Below are 23,059 nucleotides of genomic sequence, written 5' to 3'. Positions count from 1 at the left end.
ACATGAACAAGACAAGACACGTCGTGGCAATCGTCGATGATGATCCAAGGTTGCTGGAATCGATGGGCGACCTTCTGGAATCTGCGGGTTATGTGGCCCGCAGCTTCTCGTCGGCGGGCTCGCTGCTCGTCAACGGGCTGTCGGACCTCGACCTGCTCATCACCGATATCGGAATGCCTGGCATCGATGGCTTCGAACTTCGTGACCTCGTGAGGAAGTCACGTCCGGAGCTGCCGGTGTTCCTGATCACCGGCCGCCACGAGATAGCCGATCAGGGACGCGCTCAAGGCGCGGGCGGATTTTTTCGCAAGCCCTTCGATGCCCAGGCCCTGCTGGCGGCCATCGCCAATGCTTTGCATAAATCGACAGATGGAGGGTGACATGAGAGTTGACCAGCCGTTGCAGCGGAGATCGGCGCCGTTATCACTGCAGTGCACTTATGAAGAGAACCAGCCGCTTGTCATTATCGTCGATGACGACGCATCGGTTCGCGAGGCGCTATCGGAGTTGATCCTGTCGGCGGGTTTCCAGTCGACCAGCTTTGCTTCGACCCGTGAATTGCTTGACGCCGATATCTTGGGCAGCCCCGGCTGCCTGATCCTCGATGTGCGCATGCCGGGGGCAAGCGGCCTCCACCTGCAGCGTCATCTGGCCGAAAATGGCAATTCCAAGCCGATCATCTTCCTGACCGGGCATGGCGACATCCCGATGACCGTCCAGGCGATGAAGGCCGGTGCCGTGGATTTTCTCACCAAACCGGTGCGGGACCAGACGCTGCTCGACGCCATCAGTGCAGCCATTGCGATGGATGCCGAACGACGGGCGGAAGCCGCGATCGCCAAGCGCAATATCGAGCGCTTGGAAACGCTGACGCAGCGTGAACGCGAAGTTCTGCATGAAGTGGCGCGCGGACGTCTGAACAAGCAGATCGCCTTCGACCTCGGCATCAGCGAAGTGACAGTCAAGCTGCATCGCAGCAATGTCATGCACAAGATGGAGGCGGCCTCTATCGGCGAACTGATCCGGGCCTGGGAAACACTGCCAGCACAAATGCGCCAGGTCGGCCCGCGCTAGCGCATAGGCTAAGGATGCCGGCCTCGAACATGATCTGCCGCCGCTGTCCATTTGATGCGCGCCGTATCCGATTCGCGCCGGAAAAGACGATGCGGCGCCGATAATGGGTTTCGGCCCCGCACCCATGCGTTATCTCTAAATTAAAGCTCGGGGATATGACCCGGCTTTGGTTCCCCAAAGGAGATCTCGCCTTGAACAATCAATCGTCAGCCGCGCCGTCCCCTGAATCCAACGCCTTCGACAACGAAGCAAACTTCTTGTCGGCCATGGGGAACGCCAAACGGCTTCACATTCTGCATCTGCTGGCCGAAGGAGAAATGTCCGTGGGCGTTCTGGCCGACGAGGTCGGATTGAGCCAATCTTCGACTTCCCAGCATTTGGCAATTCTTCGAGATCAGGAACTCGTGCAGCCGCGAAGGGCTGCCCAGACGATCTACTATTCACTTCAATCCGACGCGGCCAAGGCGATGCTCGATACGCTCGCTGACGTCTTCGGATGGCACCGTCGCACCCAAGGGGAACGCGTCCGAGCCGCAGGCGCCTGACGAAATGACGAACCGTTGCCCTTGCGGCTCATGATTGTCAAGCGAATCGAAGAATTGACCCCTTTGCCGAATTGAAGAACTGACCCCCTTCATTGGTTTGCGGTTTCGTTGGTTTCAAGCGCCGCTCCGGCCTTCTGCAGAAGGCCGGAGCGGCGCTTTTCGCGAAGCCGGTAGCTGTCGCCCCGGATGGTGATCACCGTCGAGTGGTGAAGCAGGCGGTCCAATATCGCCGTGGCGACCACGGGATCCCCAAAAACACTTCCCCATTCGCCCACGGAGCGATTTGAGGTGATCAGGATTGATCCCTTCTCGTAACGCCGCGAGACCAATTGGAAGAACAGATGGGCGGCGTTGGCCTCGAATGGCAGATAGCCCAACTCGTCAATAATCAGCAGTTTTGGTCGCGACAAGATCGTCAACTGCTTGTCGAGCGAGCCGTCGTTGTGAGCCTTCGCCAGCATCGCCACCAGGGTGGCCGCCGTGACGAACTGGACGTTGTAATTCTGCCGGATCGCTTCACGTCCCAGACTTACGGCCAGATGGGTTTTACCCGTTCCGGGCGGGCCGAGGAACAGGACCGTGTCGCCGTGAGCGATCCAGCGGCAAGTTGCCAATTCTCGTATCTGCCCCCGATCCAGCGACGGCTGCGCCTCGAAGTCGAAGCCGTCGAGCTCGCGCACGAACGGGAACTGCGCCAGCTTGCTTGACATGGAGATGCGCCGCTCGTCGCGCCGGGCGATCTCGCGCGACACCAGGAAGGCGAGAGCCTCACGTAATGTCATCTTCGAACGCGCTGCCTCGTCCAGCAAGGTGTCGAGCTGGTCGCGAATTGCCGTCAACTTCAGCCGGTCAAGCGTTGCGATCAGTAAATCATGATCCACGTTCGTCATCACCAGCCTCCTCCGACCACCGCCTCATATTCGGCAAGCGGCCGCAGCAAGACAGCGGGAGCGATCTCGATGGATTCTTTACGGACCGGCCCCTCGAAGCCGGCCACGCCAACAAAATGCGCCCGATCCTCGATCCGTTGTCGCCGCCCGCGGCAAAGGGGATGGTCGGCGACGACCTGGCCGGCGTGACGGATAATCACGCGGCCGGCCAGCACCACGACCTGAACGCTTTCGCCGATCAGGCGCCAAGGGACGGAGTAGCTGTTGGTGTCGAGGTCAATCGCGCAATCGGCTTGAACCTTGCGAACAAGATCCCGCAATTGTCCGAAGGGTGCCCGTCCGGCCAGCGGGCGGAGCGCCTTGGCTTCGTCGGCAAAACGTTCCGCCGGTTTGACACCGGTGGTGCCGTGTTCACGCTGATCGGCAACTTCGCGTGTCCATCGATCCAGGTGCGCTTCGAACTCGGCCCAGCTCTCGAAGCGCCGGCCGGCGATCGCGTTCTTCTTGACGTAGCCGACCCCGCGCTCGTCCTTTCCTTTCGTGCGGGCCCGATACGGTGCGCAGGCCCGCGGCGTGAAGCTCCAATATCGGGCAAAGGCATGCAGTCGCGCGTTGAACCTCACTTCCCGCGTTACCGCATCATGATGCTCAACGAGTGCCTTTGCGTTGTCGATCAAGACTTCCGCCGGAACCCCGCCAAACCGAAGGAAAGCACCTTCCATGCCTTCAAACCAATCTGCCTGCCTCTCTCTGAGCGACGCGCGAGTATGCATCCGCCGCGAATAACCAAGCGTTCCTACGAACAGGTGGATCCGAACCCGCTCGCCGCCGATCCACACCTTCGTGTCGCCGAAGTCGATCTGCATCTGATGGCCGGGTGCTGTCTCGAAGCGGACCGTCGCCCGCTTTTGTGCCTTTAGCTCTCGCCGCCACTGCCGTACTCGAAGCTCCACAGAACGCAGACCGATGATAATGCCGTGCTCGCTCGCCAACTCTTGGCGGATCACATCCGCATTGCCGTCATGCCGGAAAAAACGCTCGCGAAGCCAATCATCGAGCCCGTCGAACGCACTGCGCCGATCAGGCTTTTTAAACGGTGCAGCTCCGCCCTCTCGAAGGTATCGGCGAACCGTGTTGCGCGCGCATCCAAATTCCTTCGATAAACGTTTGGCACCCCAACCGAGCTCATGTAGCCGCAACATTGCCACCACCTCATCAGCCTGAAGCATATCCCCGCCCTGCATCGTTCGCGACAATGCAGGATGCAACGAAATCTCGATCGTCATCCATCACTCCTCGTGTTGATACGAGGGGTCAGTTCTTCGCTTCGTTAGGGGGTCAGTTTTTCATTTCGCCCGACAATGATTGGCCTCCAATTCTGCCGAGCATGATCTTGTAGGCAACTCAGTATCGGCGCCGAGGCAACGAAGAGCAGCGCAGCGGGGAAGAACGCGGTTTCGAAGGAGATGATTGCGGCTTGAGCGTAAGCGCCAAGCTGGAAGTCGGGGCGTAATTCCAGGCCGGGATGCAGTTGCGCGGGAGTCTCGCGATCCTTCGCCCACATGCCCCCGATCGCATCGATCCCTGATGTACGTTTGATGTACGCCTCCTAGACCACGGTGTGATTACGCCTCCATTGCGAATGGAGATAATGAACCACATCAGGAACGGAACAGTCAGCACGAGACGGCCATGACTATGGTCGTAACGAACGGCCGGCGGACGGAGGCGATCATGGACGTATATGAGGCAGTCAAAAGTCGACGGTCGGTGCGCGGATTTAAAGACGAGCCTGTGCAGAGGGAGGTGCTTGAGCGTGTGCTGTCCGCCGCCGCTTGGTCGCCGTCAGGATCGAACATCCAGCCGTGGAACACCTACGTGATGACGGGCGCATCGCTGGCAGAACTCAAGACGTCCGCCGTCGAGCGCGTCGCCCATGGCGACCCCTGGGACAAGCGGCAGTACGAGATGTACCCGCACGAGCTGAAGCCCCCCTATGGGGAGCGCCGGTCCGCCTTCGGCAAGGAGCGCTACAGCGCTCTCGGCATTGCGCGCGAGGACTGGGAGGCGCGCCAGCGGGCAGCAATCGCCAACTGGAACTGTTTCGGCGCGCCCGCCGCCCTGTTCTGCTACATCGACCGTGACCTGGGGCTACCCCAATGGGCTGACGTCGGCATGTATCTGCAGACCGTCATGCTGTTGCTCCGCGCCGAAGGTCTGCACAGTTGCCCGCAGATGGCGTGGTCGCAGGTTCGCGAGACGGTCGCGGAGGTCCTGTCGCCCCCGGACGGGCTGATCCTCTTCTGCGGCATGTCGATCGGGTACGAGGATCCCAGGGTCAGTTACGCCCGTACAGGCCGCGCCCCGCTCGACGAGACGGTCACGTTCCTCGGCGATTAGTGACCTGCGATCAAAGGACAGGAAACCCCTTCTGTGATCCTAGCGTATGATACGTCCATTCTCATGCGAGATATTGGAGAACGCCATGACCACGCATAAAGTAGGCTATCTCATCGGCAGCCTCGCCAAGGGCTCGATCAACCGCAAGCTCGCCAACGCGTTGGTGCGGCTCGCCCCGCCGGAACTTGAAATGTCGGAGATATCCTTCAAGAACCTGCCGCTCTACAGCTACGACTATGACGCCGACTACCCTCCGGCTGGCAAGGCATTCAAAGCGGCAATCGCGGCTGTCGACGCGGTGCTGTTCGTCACGCCCGAATACAATCGATCCATACCCGGCGGGCTGAAAAACGCCATCGACTGGGCGAGCCGCCCCTACGGCACCAACTCGTTCACACGCAAGCCATCAGCGGTGATCGGCACGTCGCCGGGCGCGATAGGCACGGCAGTCGCCCAGCAGAATTTGCGCAGTGTGCTCAGTTTCTGCAACTCTCCCCAGATGAATGCCCCGGAAGCATACATCCAGTTCACAACGGGGCTGATCACCGATGACGGCGAGGTCACGAACGACCAAACCGCTGATTTCCTTCGCACTTACATGCAGGACTTCCATGTCTTCATCGCAAGGGTTCGCTCAGTGCTGCCGAAAGATGCCTAGAACAGGATGATTTTAGGCCGGTCGGCCTAAAATCCGAATCCGGTCCTAAATTAAATACTTAGAGCATGATGTCACCCGAAACCGCTCACACCTTTCGGCATCATGCTCTAGAAGCGTCGCCCAGCGGGCGCTGGCCGCGTCCATCCGGGCGGCCAGCGCCTGTTATGAAAGCGCGCAATGCCCTCAGGCGAAGGCGTAGGAGCCGTCGGGCCGCTTAGGCACGCGCCGCTGCCAATGGATGTAGCCTTCCTCTTCCATCGCCTTCTCGTCAATTTCGACGCCCCAGCCCGGCCGATCGGGACGCAATTCGAGATAACCGTCCTTCGGCAGATAGGGATCGACGACGTAGCGGGTTTCTCCCTGCCGCTTCTCGATATCGATGCCGCCATAGACGTAGGCCTGTCCCTTTGGCAGCCGGTATTCGAGGATGCGGAAATTTTGCACAGCGGCCGAAAAATGAACGTTGACCGCGGTGGCAAGCGGTCCCATCGGGTTATGCGGCGCCACACCGACGAAATAGGCTTCGGCGAGCGTGGCAATGCGGCGCATTTCACTGATGCCGCCGACAACACAGATATCCGGCTGGATGAGGTCGGCGCCCTTGACCTGTAGCAGGCGCAGGAACTCGTTTCTGTTATAGAGCGACTCACCTGTCGCCAGCACGCAATTGAGCCCCTGTTTCAGATCACCCCAGGCCTCGATGTTCTCGGGCCGCAGCGGTTCCTCGTAAAACAGCGGGTCGTAGGGGGCCAGCGCATTGCCGAGTTGCCTTGCGGCGATCGGCTCGAAGATCTTGGCGTGGGCGTCGAAGGCAATCTCGTATTCGTCATTGACCGTTTCGCGCAGCGAGCGGAAATAATCCGCCGAGGCTTTGACGACATTGCCCCAGCGATGTGCGTGCATGTCGAGCCGCCAGGGGCTGAGCTTGAAGGCGGTAAAACCCCACCCCTCCTTCAGACGATCGAACTCGTCGCGGGCCGCCGGCGCATCCGGTGCAGTGTATACTCCGGCATAGACCTTGATGCGGTCGCGTACTTCGCCGCCCAGCAGCTTGTAGACCGGGACGTTCGCCGCCTTGGCGGCAAGGTCCCACAGGCAGTGATCGAGCGCGGAGATCGCGGCAAGGCCAAGCGCGCCCGGCGGGAACCGGCTTTGCTGGATCAACAGATTGACGAGATAGTCGACGCGTGTCGGATCCTGGCCGGACAAAAATTCGTAGAGATAATCGAGCAGCGGCGGAAGCGCCTTGTCGGGGCCGTGATTGTAGCATTCGCCCCAGCCCGTCAGTCCGTCATCGGTGTCGAGTGCGACGATCACGCGGGGACGGTCCTTGTCGCGGGTCATGAAAACCCGCATGCGGTCGATCTTCATCTTTCTGTCCTTCTAGCGATTGAAATAGCTGCGGCGCGACTGGCGCGTCTGCACGTAGAGATGCTCGTTGTCGGTTCCGGGATTGTAGGCGCCGGCACTTTGCGGTACCGAGACATTGCCGCCGCTGGGGAAGCGCGCCACGAAGGCCTCGTCGATATCGCAGCCAAGTCCCGGGCCATTGGGAACGGCGATCAAGCCGTCGACCTGCTCGGGATGCGGCACGATCGTCTGGCGGCGGCCCTCCCAGTCATCGTCGAGGCGCTCGAGGATGAGGGCGTTCGGGATCGCCGCAAGCAGATGCAAAGCCGCATATTCCGCCACCGGCCCGAGCGAGCCCGAATGCGGCGCCATCTGGATATGATGCGCCTCGGCCATGGCCGCGATCTTCTTCATCTGGGTGATGCCGCCGGCCCGGCCCGTGTCTGGCTGGATCACGTCGACCAGTTCCTTCTCGATGAGCTCACGCTCGCCGAAGATGGTTGCCGAACGTTCGCCAGCGGCAAGCGGCACATGCGCTGCGTCGCGGATGCGCCGGTAGCCGTCGATATTCTCCGGCGCGATCGGATCTTCCACCCACATCAATTCATAGGGTTCGAGCGCCCGGACCAGCCGGCAGGCATCCGCCGGCGTCAGCCATGGCGGCCCATGCAGATCGATGGCGATGTCCATGTCGTCGCCGACGGCCTCACGCAGGGCGGCGACCTTGCGGACCGGATCGGCGACACCGCCGCATTTGATCGCCTTTATGCCGCGCTCCTTGAGGGCAAGTGCGTGCTCGGGTGTATTTGCATGCGAATAGATCGGGATCCGGTCGCGCACCTTGCCGCCGAGCAGCATCCAGACAGGCACGCCGAGCGCCTTGCCCTTGATGTCCCATAGCGCCATGTCGATCCCGGTCACAGCACCGCCGCCGACCGTCCCGAGCATGCCATGGCCCATCATGGCGATATGCATCTTCTGCCACAGCCGCTCGGTATGAGCCGGATCTTCGCCGACGAGGAGTGGGGCCAGATCATGGATCGCCGTCTCGACAACGCGCGGCCAGCCGGAGCATTCACCGATGCCGGTGATGCCCTCGTCGGTATCGATTTTCAGTAAGAGCCAGTTTCTGGTGCCACCGAAGTGCTTGGACGCGCCATCACCCGCAGGTTGGTCGGAAGCCCATTTCGAGGGGTCTGGTTGACCGACACGCATGAGAAAAGTGCGGATCCCGGTGATTTTCATCGCAGAGAACTCCCATTCTTCAAAATGTCCGGCGCGACGTAGCGGAAACGCCGCGAATGATCGCGATCACGCGGATCGGGGCGCGGGATTGCCGATATCAGCGCCTGCGTATAGGCGTGCTCGGGCGTGCGGCAGACCTTCTCCGCATCGCCGATCTCGACGAGCTGGCCTTTGTACATCACCCCGACACGGTCGCACATGTAGCGGATAACGCCGATGTCATGACTGATGAAGATATAGGCGAGGCCGAGTTCGTCCTGCAGGCGCATCAGCAGATCGAGCACCTGCGAGCGCACGGAGACGTCGAGCGCCGAAGTTGCCTCATCGGCAACGATGACGCGCGGATTGAGAGTGATGGCGCGGGCAATGCCGATGCGTTGACGCTGGCCGCCGGAGAATGCGTGTGGATAGCGCTCGCGTGCCCTCGGGTCGAGACCAACCTGCTCCATAAGATGGCAAACCCGCTCTTCCAGCGCCCGCCCCTTTGCGACACCATTGACGAGCAGCGGCTCGCCGATGATCTGGGAGACGGTCATGCGCGGGTTGAGGGAGCCGAAAGGATCCTGAAACACCATACGCAATTCCCGCCGTGCGGCGGCGAGCGTCTGACCTTTTGCCGTTGCCAGATCAATGATGTCGCCGTCGGCACGGCGATAGAGGATTTCGCCTGACGTGGGATCGATCAGCCGCATGATCGAGCGACCCATCGTCGTCTTGCCGGATCCGCTCTCGCCGACGATGCCGAGTGTTTCGCCCGGCAGAAGCGAAATGGAAACATCGTCCAGCGCTTTCACCTCGCCGAAATCCATCGATACATTGCGGAGTTCGAGGATCGGTGGCGCCGTCGTGTCGAGCGGGCCGCGCGCCAGCCGGATTTCGGCCTTCGCTTCCAGCTTCAGCACCGAGCCGATCAGCATCCGGGTATAGTCGTCTTTCGGCGCATGAAAGATCTGCTCGACCGGCGCATATTCCTTGGCGACGCCGTTGTGCATAACGAGCACATCGTCGGCGATCTGCGCCACGACGCCCATGTCATGCGTGATGAAGAGCACGGCCATGCCCTTGGCCTTCTGCAGCCGGGCGATCAGGTCGAGAATTTCGGCCTGAGTCGTCACGTCGAGGGCCGTGGTCGGCTCGTCAGCGATCAGCAGCTGCGGTTTGCAGGCGAGCGCCATGGCAATCATCGCGCGCTGGCGCATCCCGCCGGAATATTGAAAGGCATATCGGTCCAGCGCTTTATCAGGTGAGGGAATCTCGACCTGCTTGAGCAGCGATATGGCCTCAGCACGCGCCTCTGCCTTGCTCATCCTGGTGTGAAGGCGAAGCGCCTCGACGATCTGGTTGCCGACCGTGTGGATCGGTGACAGCGACGACATCGGCTCCTGGAAGATCATGGCGATGTCGCGTCCGCGGATCGCTCGGATCTGGCGCCCGCGCGGATTGAGGCTGGTCAGGTCGATCGAGCCGCCGTTCTGATCGTTCAGTGTGATCGATCCGCCGGATATGCGGCCGGGCGCGTCGACGATCTGCAGGATCGAACGCGCCGTCACCGATTTGCCGGATCCGCTTTCGCCGACGACACAGAGCGTCTTGCCCGGCTCGATCGAGAAAGACAGATCGCTGACCGCGCGAAAGACGCCGGTGCGCAGGGGGAACTCAACCGTCAGATTTTTCACCTGGAGCAGCGGCCTGCCGGCAATGGGAAGGATATCGGTCATGCCGGCCTCATTTGTTGTAAGGATCGGCCGCATCGCGCAGGCCGTCGCCGAGAAGGTTGAGCGCCATCACGGCGACCACGACGGCACAGCCCGGCATGAAGAGCCATGGCGCAGTGGCGATCGAGCGAATGTTCTGGGCCTCGCGCAGAAGCACGCCCCAGGAGATGGTCGGCGGCTGCAGACCGAGCCCCAGGAAGGAGAGAGAGGTTTCGGCAAGGATCATCGCCGGCACCGCAAGCGTGATCGAGGCGATGATATGGCTGGCGAAACTCGGCAGCATATGGCGAAAGATGATGCGTCTTTCGCGAACACCGTCGAGCCTGGCGGCAGCGACGAATTCCTCGGTGCGCAAAGACAGGAAGCGGCCGCGAACGACGCGGGCGAGCTGCGCCCAGCCGGTCAGCGAAAGGATGATCGTGATCATCATATATTGCAGCGTCGCAGGCCAGTCCTGCGGCAGGGCCGCGGCCATTGCGAGCCAGATCGGGATCGTCGGCAGCGACAGCACGAAATCGATCACCCGCTGCAGGAAGAAATCGATGCGGCCGCCGTAATATCCCGAGATGCCGCCGAGCACGATGCCGAGCATGAGCGAGAAGAAGACACCAACGAGGCCGATCGACAACGAGATCTGGGAGCCCTGCACCGTTCGGCTGAAAACATCGCGCCCAAGCCTGTCGGCGCCGAACAGAAGCAGCGGCGTCGTCTTGTCGGGCGAGGCGATCAGATGGATGTTGGTCCTGAACAGGCCGAACACGGAATATTCATAGCCGCGCCCGAAGAATTGGACGTCGACACGTTTTGTCGTGTCTTCCTTGAAGATGGCGGCCAGCGTTTCCGGATCGCGGGTCAGCTTCATCGGATAATAATGCGGACCAAATGAGAACCCGTTCTGCGTATCGATCAGATGCAATCTCTGCGGCGGGTGAAAAGTCGCCCGCGCATTTTGCAGATTCGGATCGTTGATGGCGAAGAAGCCGGGAAGCAGGGCGACGATATACATCAGCACGGTGACGACGAGCGCGACCATGGCCAGCCGATGCCGGCGGAAAGCCCACCAGATGAGCTGCCACTGCGATGCGACGGCGGCGCGATCCGGCGGAATGTTCGTAACGGTGATGTCGGCCATATCGGCTCCTATTCCAACCGGATGCGGGGATCGACCAGCGCAAGCAGGATATCGCTGATCAGAGAGCCTATCAGCGTCAGCGCGCAGATCAGCAGAACGAAGGCGCCGGCGAGATACATGTCCTGGGCCATCAGCGCCTGCAGCAACAAAGGAGCAGCCGTCGGCAGATTGAGGACGATGGCCACGACGACCGAGCCGGAGATCAGATTAGGCAGCAGCCAGGCAATCGTCGAGATGAACGGATTGAGCGCGATCATCAGAGGATATTTCACCAGCAGCCGGAACTCGGAGAGACCTTTTGCCCGTGCCGTGGTCACGTAAGGCTTCGGCAGCTCATCGAGCATGTTGGCGCGCATGACGCGGATGAGGCTCGCCGTCGAGGAGACGGCAAGAATGATGACGGGAAGCCAGAGATGCGAGAAAAGATCGCCCATCTTGGCGAAGCTCCAGGCCGCGTTCTCATATTCCGGCGAAAAGAGCCCGCCGACGTCCTGGCCGAATTCGACAGCCGCGACATACATCAGCACCAGCGCCAGCAGGAAGGACGGAACGGCCAAGCCGAAGAAGGTGAAGGCAGTGAAGAAATAGTCGCCGATCGAATATTTGCGCACGGCGGAAAAGACGCCGATCGGCAGCGCGATCGCCCAGGTGGCGATCAATGTCGACAGAGCCAGAACAAGCGTCAGCGCCATGCGTTCCCAGATCAGATCCGAGACCGGCTGCTGCCATTCGAAGGAAATGCCGAAATCGCCGCGCGAAAGTATACCCCATATCCATTTGAAATATTGGATCAACATCGGATCGCCGAGACCGAAGCGTTCGCGCAATTGCGCCGCCGTGTTCTGATCGACGATCTCGTTGGAGGCGGCCAGCGTCGCGATATAGGTGGTGACGTAATCGCCCGGCGGCAGCTGGATCAGCACGAAAGCGAGGAAGCTGACGGCAAAAAGCGATGGAATCATCCATAGCAGGCGTTTGGCGATGAAGACCAGCATGGGGCGCCTCTTGCATTGAACGCCGCCTTCCGGACCTTGTCGGCCGCCATGGCCGGCAAGGCATCTCGGAGGGCGAACTGAAAGAAAGCGCCGTACCGTCAGGCACGGCGCCGGAGGTCCAAATCAGCTCGTGAAGGTGAACTGCTGCGGCATTGCCGGCCCCGGATTGGGCCAGGACCAGCTATCCGGCTGCTTTTCGGGAACATTGCGCAGATTGTTGCGGATGATGCCGAAGCCGCCGACGGCAAGGCAAAGCCCGACAGTCTCGAATTCTTCCGCCGCGATATCGAATATCTGCTTCATGATCGCACCGCGCTGGTCGAGATCGGCCGTCGAACGCGCCTCGTCGAACAGCTTCATACGCTTCTTCTGGCTTTCCGGTGGCTCTTCGCCGCGTGCACCGTTGGAAGTGTACCAAAGCGTCCACGGAATGGCGTAACGCGACCCTTGCGGATGAAAGGCGAAGAAATCGCGCGGATCGAGCATCGGATCGAGGCCGCCGGGGCCAGGCCATACCTGCGCATCATGGGCATTGTCGTCGCCTCGGGTGTAATAGAGCGCCCGCTCGATCGTGTTGACCTTCATGTCGATGCCGATCTGCGCCCAGTGGGTCTTGACCAGTTCGAGCGCGTCGACGAGGTCGGGATAGAGCGTCGGAATGACGTCGATCGAGAAGAACACCTTCTGGCCATCCGGCCGGAGGCGGAAACCATCGCCGCCTTTCTTGTAGCCGGCCTCATCGAGCATCGCGCCTGCCTTGTCGGCGTCAAATTCGGTGAACTGGCGGGCGTATTTCTCGTTGTACCACGGATGGGTCGGACGCGGCCCGGCCTGGTAGGGCTCGCTCTGGCCGAAATAGACGATATCGATGAGTTCCGGGCGGTTGATGCCGATCGAGAGCGCTTGCCTGAATGCCTTGTCCGCAAACATCTTGCGCATCGCCGGATCTTTGTGAGTGATGTTGAAGTAGATCTGGCACTGCTGCGAGGCCGAAGGCACGAGCGTCAGCAGACGATAATCGCCTTTTTCCATGTTCTTCGACAGCGTCGGCTTGTTGGCAAGCACGCTGATGTGGCGTTCCTGGATATCGATCTTTCCCGAGATGACATTCAGCATCAGCGATTCCACATCCTGCGAAATGCCGAAGTTGATCTCATCGATGTAGGGAAGCTGATTGCCCTCAGTGTCGACCTGCCAGAAATAGGGATTGCGGGTCATGACGACACGCGTCGCACCACCGGCATAGGGCTCCTTGACCACCCATGGATCGAGCGTCGGCTTGTCGACATTGCCCCAGCGCGACGGGATCTCGATGTCGCCGCAGCGGCTGCGGAATAGTTCCGTCCAGCTGGTGACGCCGGCTTTCTTCGCATCGGCCTCGATATTGGGGTTATATTTCGGCAGGAACTGGCTGCAGTAATGCTTCGGAAAGAGCGTCGGATGCTGACCGAGCGGCGTAGCGAGATTTTCCAGGTAAAGCGCGTTGGCCGCCGCAAAGGTGAACTTCACCGTATGATCGTCGATCTTCTCGACGGTGACCGGCTTGCCGGCGACGGCAAGCTGCGCCGGTGTCGAGCTGTAGAGTTCGGTGTTCTTGACGCAGTCTTCGATCGCAAAAACCACGTCGTCGGCGGTAAAGGGATGACCGTCCGACCAGCGCACGCCCTCGATCAGATGGAAGGTGAATTGCGTCGCGTCGTCGCTGACTTCCCAGCGCTCGGCAAGATTCGGCTCCACAGCGGTAAATTCGAGGTTCCAGCGCACGAGACTCTGGTTGCCGACCATGCGCAGGATGCCGTTGTGGTCGGATGAACCGCGAAGGCCGCGTCGCAGCGAGCCGCCATAGGTGCCGACTTTCTCGAACGGCTTGACGACCATCGGCTTCTTCGGCAGGCGCTCGGCGAGCGGCGGCAGTTTTCCGTCCTTCACAAGCTGTGCAAGTGCGGGTGCTTCGCCGCCTGCGGCGGCAGAGACGCGACCGGAAATGGACAAGGCTGCGACGCCCGCCATGCCACCAAGCACAGTGCGGCGGGTAACGCCGCGCGACAGAATTTCATTGGGCATCGAGTTCCTCCCTTTCTAAGCCGGCGCACCTTTTGAACCGGCTGATGCGGCAGGCTCCCGACCTGCCGCTCGCACCCTCCTCGGCGCTGGGACCGAACCATAGACACGTTCCCAAATGATTACAAGAGTTGACAGATAATTACAAATTTTGTAGCGATGCAGCAACAGAACCCGGTTCTCGCGCGCCAATAACAAGGCAAAAACGCATCCAAGACAGAGATCTGTTAGAAGCTGTACACTTCCACGCAGACGTTCGGTCGGCAACTGCAAGAGCCCAAATCGTTCGGAGAAAAGCACCATAATGACATTCGCGGTCGATGCCGTTTCGAACAGGGGCGCAACGCGCTTCAGCGACATCATCTACGAGAAGATCGTGGGGATGATCGCCGACGGCAATTTTCCGGTGAACGAACGGCTGCCGTCGGAGACGAAGCTCGCCGCCGATTTCGGCGCTTCGAGACCCGTCGTGCGCGAAGCGCTCGAACGCCTGAGAGCCGACGGCCTGGTCGTTTCGCGCAAGGGCTCGGGCTCCTATGTCCGGCAAAGACCGGATTCGTCGATGCTGAAAATGGTGCCGGTCGGATCGCTCGCCGATGTCCAGCGGTTTTTTGAATTCCGCGCCGGGCTCGAGGCCGAGGCGGCGGAGCTTGCAGCGCGAAACTGGCAGCCGACCGACAAGGAGAGGATTACGGCAGCGCTTCTTTCGATCGAGCAATGTCTGCGCAACGGAGAGCTCGGTGCCGAGGAGGATCAGGTTCTGCATGATGCCATCGCCATGGCGACCGGCAACCAGTTCCACATCACCGTTCGCGAATGGTTCAGGCCGCATTTCGCCATCGGGCATTCCGTCACGCGAAGCCTGAGCTTGAAACGGACCCTGGAGCAGATTCGCAGCGTCCAGGATGAGCATGCGGTGATCGTCGAGGCGATCTTCGCACGGCGGGAAACCGAAGCACACGATGCGATGAAGAAACACATACTGAACGCCCGCGCCCGCATGTTTCAGGGGGTTGAGCGATAATGGAAGGAAGAATAATGAAACGGATCGCTGTGACGGGCGCTGCCGGCCGTGTCGGAACGCTGCTGCGCCCTCACCTTCACGCTTATTTCGAGCACGTCCACCTGATCGACCTGCAGGAACCGGCTGAGCTTGGCGAAAACGAGACTTTCGTAAGAGCAGACCTTACAAAGCTCGACGAGGCAACGGCAGCGCTGAAGGATGTCGACGGCGTCGTTCATCTCGCCGGCATCGCCAGCGGCATCGACATGAACGCCATTCTGCACGCGAATGTACTTGGAACCTACAATCTCTACGAAGCGGCACGGATCAACAAGGTCCAGCGGGTCGTCTATGCTTCCAGCAACCATGCCACCGGCTTCTATCCGCGCGGCGAAGTCATATCGCCGCTCGATCCGATGCGTCCCGACAGCCCCTACGGGCTTTCCAAATGCTGGGGCGAACTGGTGGCGGGGCTCTACTACGACACGTCGGGCATTCGCTCCCTTTCCATCCGCATCGGCAATGCCGGCACCTATCCCAACAGCGAGCGATCGGTGGCAATCTGGATCAGCGCGCGGGATCTGGCGCAACTGGTGCGGATTGGGCTCACTCACCCACAGATCGCTGCAACAGTCGTCTACGGCGTTTCCGATACGGACACGCAATGGTGGGACAACGAGCTGGCGGCACGATTGGGCTACCAGCCGCAGGACCGGCCGCGCGATTACGCACTGATCGAAGAGGGATCCGAAGGTCCAGTCGCGCTGGCATTCCAGGGTGGCGGCTTCTGTGAGATCAATCACGACGGCACCATCCGCATGCGCGACGCCGATGGCTTGGCCAAGAGCTCGGAGACGGTTGAATGACGGCGCCTCGGGTCATCCGCCCGGACGTCCGTTCCGTTATCCAGCAACCGCTGACGGTCGGTGAATCGCCGGTATGGGACGAAGAGACCGGCAGTCTGTGGTTCGTCGATATTCTGGCGCCGGCGCTCGTCCGGCTTTCGCCTTCAGGTAAGGTCTACCGCTTCGAGATGCCGGCCGCAATCGGCGCGCTCGGGCTCTGCCGCGATCACAGGATCGTCGTGGGGCTCCAAACGGGCGTCCATCTCTTCGATCCTGTTTCGGGAGATTTCGAGTTTGTGTCGGATCCAGTCGGGCGCCACATCAACTGCCGCCTCAATGACGGAAAGGTCGGCCCCGACGGGCACTTCTGGATCGGCTCGTTCAGCGAAGCCAAGCCGCAGACCGATGAGGCCGCCCTTTACCGCGTGGGCGCCGATGGCCGCACGCGGACCGTTGCAACCGGACTGACTAGCTCCAACGGTCTCGCCTGGTCGCCGGACGGCCGGCGGATGTATCACTCCGACAGCCGGCAATGCTTCCTGCAGGCGTTCGACTTCGATCCTGATACGGGCGAGCTCGGCGATGGGCGCCGGCTTCGCAGCTTCACGGAAGACGAGGGTCGGCCCGACGGCGCGACAACCGATCGTGACGGGTTCTACTGGAGTGCCGGCGTTTCCGCCGGTCGCCTCAACCGGATTTCGCCCGCAGGCGACATCGTCGAAATCTACATTCTGCCGGTTCCCGCACCGACGATGCCGTGTTTCGGAGGGCCGGATCTGCGCACCCTCTACGTCACGAGCCTGTCGACGGACCGCACCGGACATTTCGAGGCAGGCACTGTCATTGCCTTCGATGTGAATGCGGAGGGCTTGGCGCCCTACCGCTTCGGATAACGACCATTAGGATGGAAAGCGAACGGGGAAGAAAAAATGAGCATCGCGATCATGCGCAAGGCGCTTACGGGCGTTTCGGGTGTTCCCGTCACGGCCTATGACGGGAGAGGCGAAGTCGAACCTCGGATTACGGCGAAAGTCTATGAGCGGGTGGCGGCAGCGGGTATTCACAACATCGTCGCTGCCGGCAATACCGGGGAATTCTATGCGCTCACGCCGCAGGAAATCAGGATCGTCCATGAGGCGGCGGTTTCAGGCGTCGACGGCAAGGCGCCGGTGACGGCCGCAATCGGCCGGTCGCTGCGAGAGGCGATCGGCATGGCGAAAGATGCGGCGGTGATCGGCGCATCCGCCGTCATGTCGCATCAGCCCGTCGATCCCTTCGCAGCACCTGCGGCCCAGATCGACTATTTCTGCAATCTTGCGGATGCTTCCGCCCTGCCGCTCATCGCCTATGTCAGGGCGGATGGTTTCGCCGTCGCCGATATCGTCCGCCTTGCAAATCACGGCAATGTTGCCGGCATCAAATTCGCCACGACCGATCTGATGTTGTTGTCGAGAGCGATCCCGGCGGCGAGCCCCGGCGGCGCGCTGTTCGTCTGCGGCCTGGCGGAGAGCTGGGCGCCGACATTTACCGCAGCCGGCGCCCGCGGCTTCACGTCCGGCCTCGTCAATGTCGCGCCGAAGCTCTCGCTTGCGGTCCACGCTGCGCTTGAAAAAGGCGATTTTGCCGCCGCCAGGGCGATCGTCAACAAGCTCGAGCCATTCGAGCGGATGCGGACCAAATTCCGCAATGGCGCGAACGTGACCGTCGTCAAGGAAGCCGTCACCTATTCCGGTCTCGATGTCGGTCCCGTGCGTGTGCCGGGATTGCCGCAGCTCGACCAGCATGACCGCGAGGAGCTTCATTGGCTCCTTCAAGGCTGGGAGGCCGAAGGCGACATTCAAACTCATTCAGACCAGCCGGCCGTCAAGGCGGCCGGCTGATTTCGACACTATCCACGAACAACAGGATTGGGAGGTCTTGAGATGCTGAGACAAGTACTGACAACGATCGCAATTGCCGGCGCCCTGACGACGGCGCAGCCCAGCTTCGCGGCGTCGCCGCCCAACATGCTGGTGATCGGCACCAATCTCACCGGCATAAGGACGCTCGATCCGGCCCAGAACAATGCCCGCACGGTATCCGAGCTGATCTCTAACCTCTACGACAACCTCGTGCAGCTGTCGCCGGACGATCTTAAAACGCTGAAGCCGATGCTCGCGACGCAATGGAGCGTCTCGGCGGACGGCAAGATCATCACCTTGACACTACGCGACGATGCGGTCTTCCAGAGCGGCAACAAGGTGACCGCCGAGGATGCAGCCTGGTCGATCCAGCGCGTCATCAAGATGGGACAGGTCGGCTCCACCGACATCGCGCTGTGGGGCTTCACGCCTGAAAACGTCGAAAAGCTCGTTCGCGCAAAAGACGAACACACGCTCGAGATCGAGCTGCCGCAGTCGGTCAATACCGATCTGGTGCTCTATTCGCTGGCGGGCTCGTCGATCGGCATCGTCGACAAAAAGACGGTGCTGTCGCACGAGGCGAACGGCGATTTCGGCGGTGCCTGGTTATCCGCCAATTCCGCCGGCAGCGGCCCATTTAGTCTGGCCCAGTGGCGGCCGAACGATGTCGCGATCTTCAATGCGCAGCCGAAATATTGGGACGGCAAGCCGGCCATGGCGCGCGTCGTCGCTCGTCATATCCCGGAATCCGGCAATCTCCGGCTTCAACTCGAAGCCGGCGACGTCGATGTCGGGCAGTATGTGGCAAGCGGCGACCTCGATGCGCTCGCCAGCAAGAAGGACATGGTCATCGAGAATGTCCCTGGTCTCGGCTTCTACTACATCGCCCTCAACCAGAAGGACCCGGATCTGCAGAAGCCGAAGGTTCGCGAGGCCTTCCAGCATGCCTTCGATTGGAAAGCGATCTCCGGCAACATAATGCGCTATACGGGCTTTCCCTGGCAGTCGATGATCCCGCGCGGCATGATCGGCGCCCCTGAGGAATCTGCCTCGCACTACGATTACGATCCCGCCAAGGCCAAACAGTTGCTGGCGGAGGCCGGATATCCCAACGGCCTGAAGAAGGTGCTCAATCCGTCGGGAGCCCCGACCCTGCCCTTTGCCGAAGCGCTGCAGGCGAGTGCCCGCGCCGCCGGCATCGATCTCGATCTCGTGCCCGGCGAGTTCACGCCCGCCTTCCGCGAGCGCAAATTCGAAGTGCTGCTCGGCAATTCCGGCGCCCGCCTGCCCGATCCCTTCGCGGTCGCCACGCAATATGCCTTCAACCCCGACAATAGCGACGAGGCGCGCCTCGGCAGCTATTACCTCTGGCGCACGGGCATGAAGGTGGACGAGCTCAACACGCTCATCGACCAGTCGATGAAGGAGCGCGACACGGAAAAGCGCACCGACATCTTCAAGAAGATGGATGGCATCTATGCCGGCATGGCTTCGCCGCTGGTCATCTTCTTCCAACGAACCGACCCCTATGTCATGCGCGCCAACGTCAAGGGCTATCACGGGCATACGACATGGTCGACGCGCTGGCATGACGTGACCAAGGAGTAGAATGCCGTGGCGAGCGCCGATCTGACATCGAAGCGGGAGAGCAGCCGTGGTTCTACGGAAGGCGGGTTCGCCGAGGCGACCCCGCACCCGGCACTGAGCCTGCTGCGGCGCCTGGCGGGACGCGTCATAGCCGTCGTGACGACGCTGCTAGGCCTGCTCTTCCTGACCTTCTCGATGGGTCGCCTGCTGCCCGCCGACCCGGTGCTCGCCGTCACCGGGGCGGAGGTCAGCAAGGAGGTTTACGATCGCGTCTACAACGAGCTGGGTCTTGGGCAGCCGATCTGGATGCAGTTCCTCTCCTACGTCGGCAAGATCGCCACAGGCGATCTCGGCATGTCGGCGACGACGGGCCAGCCGATCCTCACCGATCTGATGACGATCTTTCCCGCGACGATCGAACTTGCGATCATCGCCATGATCATCGGGGCGATCGTCGGCATTCCTTTAGGGATCACTGCTGCGGTCAGGCGCGGGACCATTATCGACCACATCGCGCGGATCGTCGCCCTTGCCGGCCACTCCATCCCGATTTTCTGGACCGGACTGATGGCGCTCTTCGTCTTTTATGCGAAGCTGAAGCTCGTCGGGGCCTCGGGCCGGATCGATGTCTTCTATGAAGGCCTCGTCACGCCGATGACGGGCTTCCTCCTGATCGACGCGGCGATTCAGGGCCAATGGGACGTGTTTTACAACGCCCTTGGCCACATCATCCTGCCGGCGGCAATCCTCGGCTACTATTCCGTCGCCTATATCAGCCGCATGTCGCGGAGCTTCATGCTGGAGCAGCTCAGCCAGGAATACATCATCACCGCCCGGGCCAAGGGGCTCGGCACCCGCAAGGTGGTCTGGCGCCATGCATTCAAGAACATCCGCGTACAGCTCCTGACGATCATGGCGCTGACCTTCGGCGGGCTGCTCGAAGGCGCGGTGCTCATCGAGACCGTCTTCGGGTGGCCGGGGCTCGGCCAATACCTGACCCGGGGGCTGCAGATGAACGACATGAACGTGGTCATGGGTTCCGTCCTGACGATTGGTGCCGTCTTCCTGACGATCAACATCCTGTCGGACTTCCTTTATCGCATTCTTGATCCGAGGACACGGTGACGCCATGACGATCTCCTCTGAGCACGCGGACAGCGCTAACACTGGCGGCCTTCGCAACTGGCTGCTCGCGCCGGAACCGCGAGGCTGGTTCCAGTCATCCGCGCAGCAAATTCATCAGGGCTGGCGGAAATTCAGCCTGCACCCGCTTGGACTTGCCGGACTTGCCATCATTGTCGTGCTGATCGTCGTGGCGACGGCGGCGCCCCTGCTGACGAGTTATGATCCGATCGTTCAGGACATGGCCGGGCGGCTTGCTCCGCCATCCGCCCGCCATTGGCTCGGCACCGACAATTTCGGCCGTGACGTCTTCTCCCGGGTGATCTATGGCGCTCGCACCACGCTCTACATCATCATGCTTGTCACGGTCATCGTCGCACCGCTCGGCCTGCTGATCGGCACTGTCTCAGGCTATTTCGGCGGCATCGTCGATGAAATCCTGATGCGCATCACCGATATTTTTCTCTCCTTCCCCGGTCTCGTGCTGGCGCTGGGTTTTGCCGCAGCGCTCGGTCCAGGCATCACAAATGCGATCATCGCGATTTCGCTGACGGCCTGGCCGCCGATCGCGCGTCTTGCACGCGCCGAGACGCTCAGCCTCCGCAAGGCGGACTACATCGCCGCCGTACGCCTGCAGGGCGCGACATCAATTGCGATCATCACCCGTCACATCCTGCCGATGTGCATTCCCTCGGTGATCGTCCGCGTCACCCTCAATATGGCCGGCATCATCATCACCGCCGCCGGCCTCGGCTTCCTCGGCCTCGGCGCGCAGCCGCCATGGCCGGAATGGGGTTCGATGGCCGCCAGCGGACGTGAATTCATGCTCGACAGCCCCTGGGTCATCGCGGCACCCGGTATTGCCATTGCGCTGGTCAGCCTCGCCTTCAACCTTGTCGGCGATGCGCTTCGCGATGTTCTCGATCCCCGAGGTTCGGAATGACTGACCTGATCGATATTCAGAACCTCGAAATCGCCTTCGGCGGCGGACAGGTGCGAGCCGTTCGCGGCGTCAGCTTTTCGCTTGGACAGGAAAAGCTCGGGATCGTCGGTGAATCCGGATCGGGAAAGTCGACCGTTGGCCGCGCGATCATGAAGCTGCTGCCACCGACCGCGATCGTCAATGCCGAGCGGATGCGCTTTTGCGACGTCGACCTGCTCAAGGCGAATGAAAAAACGATGATGACGATCAGGGGACGGCGGATCGGCCTGATCCTGCAGGATCCGAAATATTCGCTCAATCCCGTCATGCGGATCGGCGAACAGATTGCCGAGACCTACCGCTTCCATCATCCGAGGACGAGCAGGGCAAAGACCTGGCAGCAGGCTCTCGATATGCTCGAGGCCGTTCAGATCCGCGATCCGGAGCGTGTGGCCCGCCTTTATCCGCACGAAATCTCGGGCGGGATGGGCCAGCGGGCGATGATCGCCATGATGTTGATTGCCGAACCAGAAGTGCTGATCGCCGACGAACCGACATCAGCACTCGATGTGACGGTGAGGCTCGAGATCCTGGCTCTGCTCGACGAGCTCGTCTTGCGCCGCAATCTTGGGCTGATCTTCATCAGTCACGATCTCAATCTCATCCGGAATTTCTGTGATCGCGTCCTCATCATGTATGCGGGGCGGGTCGTTGAAGTGCTCGAAGCGCGCGATCTCGACAGGGCCAGACATCCCTATACGCAAGGGTTGCTGGCATCATTGCCGACGATCGAAGATCCACCTGCCCGGCTACCGATCCTGAAACGAGATCCGGCCTGGCTTGAAGAATTCGCATTGGAGCCGCCGCGGTGATTAAAATCGACAATCTTACGGTCCGTTTCGGACCCGGGCAGCGGCCTGTCGTCCGAGACGTAAGCTTCGCCATCGAAAAGGGAACTGCTTTCGGCCTGGTCGGCGAATCCGGCTGCGGAAAGTCCACTGTCCTGAGGGCGCTTTCCGGCCTCAACGCCAATTATGACGGCCGGATCGAGCTCCACGGAGAGACGCTGGACCGACAGCGCAGCCGGCCGTTCTTTCGCCGGGTGCAGATGGTGTTCCAGGACCCTTATGGATCGCTCCATCCCCGCAAGACCATCCGCTCGCAGCTGAAGGAACCGCTGCGCAACCAGGGCCTGGATACGAATTCCGTCGACATGAACGCCGTCCTGAGATCGGTCGGCCTTGACCCGGCGCTGAGCTACAGATTTCCGCACCAGCTGTCTGGGGGCCAGCGGCAGCGCGTGGCGATCGCCCGTGCCTTGACGCTGGATCCGGACGTTCTGCTTCTCGACGAACCGACATCGGCGCTCGATGTGTCCGTTCAGGCCGAAATCCTCAATCTCCTCCAGGATCTGCGAACCAATCGCGGCCTGACCTATCTGCTCGTCAGCCATGATCTCGCCGTCGTCTCGCACATGTGCAGCCGCGTCGCCATCATGGAAGCGGGCGAGATCGTCGAACAGGTCGATGTCGGTGCCTTGCGAAGAGGTGCGGTCGAACATCCTTATTCGCAACGCCTGCTGCGGGCGAGCCGGATGTATGGAAAGGCGTAATT

22 protein-coding genes are annotated in these 23,059 nt (G+C 61.1%); 14 read left to right on the top strand and 8 right to left on the bottom strand.

What is annotated here, in order from left to right; translation table 11 throughout:
• Positions 1 to 2 precede the first annotated feature (2 nt).
• From N2600_RS29710 to N2600_RS29700, 3 genes are all read left to right on the top strand, one after another.
• A complete protein-coding gene (locus N2600_RS29710; RefSeq protein WP_162116410.1) occupies positions 3 to 380 on the top strand; it encodes a response regulator in 378 nt (125 codons plus the stop codon).
• A gap of 1 nt (position 381) precedes the next feature.
• Positions 382 to 1,074 carry a response regulator transcription factor gene (locus tag N2600_RS29705; protein ID WP_170279689.1) on the top strand — a complete coding sequence of 231 codons (693 nt, stop codon included), beginning with the start codon at positions 382 to 384 and terminating at the stop codon, positions 1,072 to 1,074.
• A gap of 191 nt (positions 1,075 to 1,265) precedes the next feature.
• On the top strand, positions 1,266 to 1,619 hold the full coding sequence (locus N2600_RS29700) for an ArsR/SmtB family transcription factor (protein WP_162116409.1): 354 nt from the start codon (positions 1,266 to 1,268) through the stop codon (positions 1,617 to 1,619).
• An 89-nt stretch (positions 1,620 to 1,708) separates the two neighbouring features.
• Here the strand turns inward: N2600_RS29700 and istB are convergent, their stop codons facing one another.
• Positions 1,709 to 2,509, bottom strand: a complete 801-nt coding sequence (istB, locus tag N2600_RS29695; protein WP_162119685.1) for an IS21-like element ISSme2 family helper ATPase IstB — start codon at positions 2,507 to 2,509, stop codon at positions 1,709 to 1,711.
• On the bottom strand, positions 2,509 to 3,795 hold the full coding sequence (istA, locus tag N2600_RS29690) for an IS21 family transposase (RefSeq protein ID WP_260297571.1): 1,287 nt from the start codon (positions 3,793 to 3,795) through the stop codon (positions 2,509 to 2,511). Before istA ends, istB begins: the two co-directional genes overlap by 1 nt.
• Positions 3,796 to 4,243: 448 nt before the next feature.
• On the opposite strand from istA, the gene N2600_RS29685 reads away from it, so the two are divergent.
• Positions 4,244 to 4,909, top strand: a complete 666-nt coding sequence (locus N2600_RS29685; protein WP_162116408.1) for a nitroreductase — start codon at positions 4,244 to 4,246, stop codon at positions 4,907 to 4,909.
• An 85-nt stretch (positions 4,910 to 4,994) separates the two neighbouring features.
• On the top strand, positions 4,995 to 5,567 hold the full coding sequence (locus tag N2600_RS29680) for an NADPH-dependent FMN reductase (RefSeq protein WP_222280687.1): 573 nt from the start codon (positions 4,995 to 4,997) through the stop codon (positions 5,565 to 5,567).
• A gap of 183 nt (positions 5,568 to 5,750) precedes the next feature.
• On the opposite strand, the gene N2600_RS29675 is transcribed toward N2600_RS29680, so the two are convergent.
• The 6 genes from N2600_RS29675 to N2600_RS29650 all read right to left on the bottom strand — a co-directional run bounded on the left by N2600_RS29675 (position 5,751) and on the right by N2600_RS29650 (position 14,068).
• A complete protein-coding gene (locus N2600_RS29675) occupies positions 5,751 to 6,938 on the bottom strand; it encodes a galactarate dehydratase (protein ID WP_162116379.1) in 1,188 nt (395 codons plus the stop codon).
• Positions 6,939 to 6,950: 12 nt separating this feature from the next.
• Positions 6,951 to 8,162, bottom strand: coding sequence for a mandelate racemase/muconate lactonizing enzyme family protein (locus N2600_RS29670; protein ID WP_260299116.1), 1,212 nt, complete (start codon positions 8,160 to 8,162; stop codon positions 6,951 to 6,953).
• Positions 8,159 to 9,880 carry an ABC transporter ATP-binding protein gene (locus tag N2600_RS29665; protein WP_222280689.1) on the bottom strand — a complete coding sequence of 574 codons (1,722 nt, stop codon included), beginning with the start codon at positions 9,878 to 9,880 and terminating at the stop codon, positions 8,159 to 8,161. The genes N2600_RS29670 and N2600_RS29665 overlap by 4 nt, the downstream gene beginning before the upstream one ends.
• 7 nt (positions 9,881 to 9,887) lie before the next feature.
• On the bottom strand, positions 9,888 to 11,009 hold the full coding sequence (locus N2600_RS29660) for an ABC transporter permease (RefSeq protein ID WP_017967395.1): 1,122 nt from the start codon (positions 11,007 to 11,009) through the stop codon (positions 9,888 to 9,890).
• Between the two features lie 8 nt (positions 11,010 to 11,017).
• On the bottom strand, positions 11,018 to 12,004 hold the full coding sequence (locus N2600_RS29655; RefSeq protein WP_017967396.1) for an ABC transporter permease: 987 nt from the start codon (positions 12,002 to 12,004) through the stop codon (positions 11,018 to 11,020).
• A gap of 123 nt (positions 12,005 to 12,127) precedes the next feature.
• A complete protein-coding gene (locus N2600_RS29650; RefSeq protein WP_260299115.1) occupies positions 12,128 to 14,068 on the bottom strand; it encodes an ABC transporter substrate-binding protein in 1,941 nt (646 codons plus the stop codon).
• 301 nt (positions 14,069 to 14,369) lie between these two features.
• Between N2600_RS29650 and N2600_RS29645 the strand changes: the two genes are divergently transcribed.
• From N2600_RS29645 to N2600_RS29605, 9 genes are read left to right on the top strand one after another with little or no spacing between them, the layout of a single operon-like run.
• Positions 14,370 to 15,089, top strand: coding sequence for a FadR/GntR family transcriptional regulator (locus tag N2600_RS29645; protein WP_260299114.1), 720 nt, complete (start codon positions 14,370 to 14,372; stop codon positions 15,087 to 15,089).
• 14 nt (positions 15,090 to 15,103) lie between these two features.
• Complete coding sequence (locus N2600_RS29640) at positions 15,104 to 15,934, top strand: NAD-dependent epimerase/dehydratase family protein (RefSeq protein WP_260299113.1); 831 nt, start codon at positions 15,104 to 15,106, stop codon at positions 15,932 to 15,934.
• Positions 15,931 to 16,806, top strand: a complete 876-nt coding sequence (locus tag N2600_RS29635) for an SMP-30/gluconolactonase/LRE family protein (protein ID WP_260299112.1) — start codon at positions 15,931 to 15,933, stop codon at positions 16,804 to 16,806. Before N2600_RS29640 ends, N2600_RS29635 begins: the two co-directional genes overlap by 4 nt.
• 36 nt (positions 16,807 to 16,842) lie before the next feature.
• Positions 16,843 to 17,793, top strand: a complete 951-nt coding sequence (locus tag N2600_RS29630; protein ID WP_260299111.1) for a dihydrodipicolinate synthase family protein — start codon at positions 16,843 to 16,845, stop codon at positions 17,791 to 17,793.
• Positions 17,794 to 17,835: 42 nt separating this feature from the next.
• Positions 17,836 to 19,422 (top strand): ABC transporter substrate-binding protein, encoded by a 1,587-nt coding sequence (locus N2600_RS29625; RefSeq protein ID WP_260299110.1) that lies wholly within the window; start codon positions 17,836 to 17,838, stop codon positions 19,420 to 19,422.
• A 6-nt stretch (positions 19,423 to 19,428) separates the two neighbouring features.
• The gene (locus N2600_RS29620; protein WP_170279680.1) at positions 19,429 to 20,526 is read left to right on the top strand and encodes an ABC transporter permease; all 1,098 of its coding nucleotides are present in this window, start codon (positions 19,429 to 19,431) and stop codon (positions 20,524 to 20,526) included.
• A 4-nt stretch (positions 20,527 to 20,530) separates the two neighbouring features.
• Positions 20,531 to 21,466, top strand: a complete 936-nt coding sequence (locus tag N2600_RS29615; protein ID WP_260299109.1) for an ABC transporter permease — start codon at positions 20,531 to 20,533, stop codon at positions 21,464 to 21,466.
• Positions 21,463 to 22,317: an ABC transporter ATP-binding protein gene (locus N2600_RS29610; protein ID WP_170279678.1), complete on the top strand. Its 855-nt coding sequence runs from the start codon at positions 21,463 to 21,465 to the stop codon at positions 22,315 to 22,317. Before N2600_RS29615 ends, N2600_RS29610 begins: the two co-directional genes overlap by 4 nt.
• Positions 22,314 to 23,057, top strand: coding sequence for an ABC transporter ATP-binding protein (locus N2600_RS29605; RefSeq protein WP_170279677.1), 744 nt, complete (start codon positions 22,314 to 22,316; stop codon positions 23,055 to 23,057). The genes N2600_RS29610 and N2600_RS29605 overlap by 4 nt, the downstream gene beginning before the upstream one ends.
• The last annotated feature ends 2 nt before the right edge of the window (positions 23,058 to 23,059 follow it).

Origin of the sequence: Rhizobium sp. WSM1274, from assembly GCF_025200775.1 — a bacterium.
Taxonomy (GTDB): domain Bacteria; phylum Pseudomonadota; class Alphaproteobacteria; order Rhizobiales; family Rhizobiaceae; genus Rhizobium; species Rhizobium leguminosarum_I.
Note: the sequence above shows the minus strand (reverse complement) of the source record. Positions and strands in the feature narration are given on the sequence as shown.

What these genes read in the sequence shown, in the direction of transcription:
- N2600_RS29670 (WP_260299116.1), bottom strand. Translation starts at nt 8,162, where the DNA reads ATGAAAATCACCGGGATCCGCACTTTTCTCATGCGTGTCGGTCAACCA.
- N2600_RS29640 (WP_260299113.1), top strand. Translation starts at nt 15,104, where the DNA reads ATGAAACGGATCGCTGTGACGGGCGCTGCCGGCCGTGTCGGAACGCTG.
- N2600_RS29655 (WP_017967396.1), bottom strand. Translation starts at nt 12,004, where the DNA reads ATGCTGGTCTTCATCGCCAAACGCCTGCTATGGATGATTCCATCGCTT.
- N2600_RS29660 (WP_017967395.1), bottom strand. Translation starts at nt 11,009, where the DNA reads ATGGCCGACATCACCGTTACGAACATTCCGCCGGATCGCGCCGCCGTC.
- N2600_RS29630 (WP_260299111.1), top strand. Translation starts at nt 16,843, where the DNA reads ATGAGCATCGCGATCATGCGCAAGGCGCTTACGGGCGTTTCGGGTGTT.
- N2600_RS29680 (WP_222280687.1), top strand. Translation starts at nt 4,995, where the DNA reads ATGACCACGCATAAAGTAGGCTATCTCATCGGCAGCCTCGCCAAGGGC.
- N2600_RS29650 (WP_260299115.1), bottom strand. Translation starts at nt 14,068, where the DNA reads ATGCCCAATGAAATTCTGTCGCGCGGCGTTACCCGCCGCACTGTGCTT.
- N2600_RS29710 (WP_162116410.1), top strand. Translation starts at nt 3, where the DNA reads ATGAACAAGACAAGACACGTCGTGGCAATCGTCGATGATGATCCAAGG.
- istA (WP_260297571.1), bottom strand. Translation starts at nt 3,795, where the DNA reads ATGACGATCGAGATTTCGTTGCATCCTGCATTGTCGCGAACGATGCAG.
- N2600_RS29685 (WP_162116408.1), top strand. Translation starts at nt 4,244, where the DNA reads ATGGACGTATATGAGGCAGTCAAAAGTCGACGGTCGGTGCGCGGATTT.
- N2600_RS29610 (WP_170279678.1), top strand. Translation starts at nt 21,463, where the DNA reads ATGACTGACCTGATCGATATTCAGAACCTCGAAATCGCCTTCGGCGGC.
- istB (WP_162119685.1), bottom strand. Translation starts at nt 2,509, where the DNA reads ATGACGAACGTGGATCATGATTTACTGATCGCAACGCTTGACCGGCTG.
- N2600_RS29635 (WP_260299112.1), top strand. Translation starts at nt 15,931, where the DNA reads ATGACGGCGCCTCGGGTCATCCGCCCGGACGTCCGTTCCGTTATCCAG.
- N2600_RS29705 (WP_170279689.1), top strand. Translation starts at nt 382, where the DNA reads ATGAGAGTTGACCAGCCGTTGCAGCGGAGATCGGCGCCGTTATCACTG.
- N2600_RS29625 (WP_260299110.1), top strand. Translation starts at nt 17,836, where the DNA reads ATGCTGAGACAAGTACTGACAACGATCGCAATTGCCGGCGCCCTGACG.
- N2600_RS29615 (WP_260299109.1), top strand. Translation starts at nt 20,531, where the DNA reads ATGACGATCTCCTCTGAGCACGCGGACAGCGCTAACACTGGCGGCCTT.
- N2600_RS29645 (WP_260299114.1), top strand. Translation starts at nt 14,370, where the DNA reads ATGACATTCGCGGTCGATGCCGTTTCGAACAGGGGCGCAACGCGCTTC.
- N2600_RS29665 (WP_222280689.1), bottom strand. Translation starts at nt 9,880, where the DNA reads ATGACCGATATCCTTCCCATTGCCGGCAGGCCGCTGCTCCAGGTGAAA.
- N2600_RS29675 (WP_162116379.1), bottom strand. Translation starts at nt 6,938, where the DNA reads ATGAAGATCGACCGCATGCGGGTTTTCATGACCCGCGACAAGGACCGT.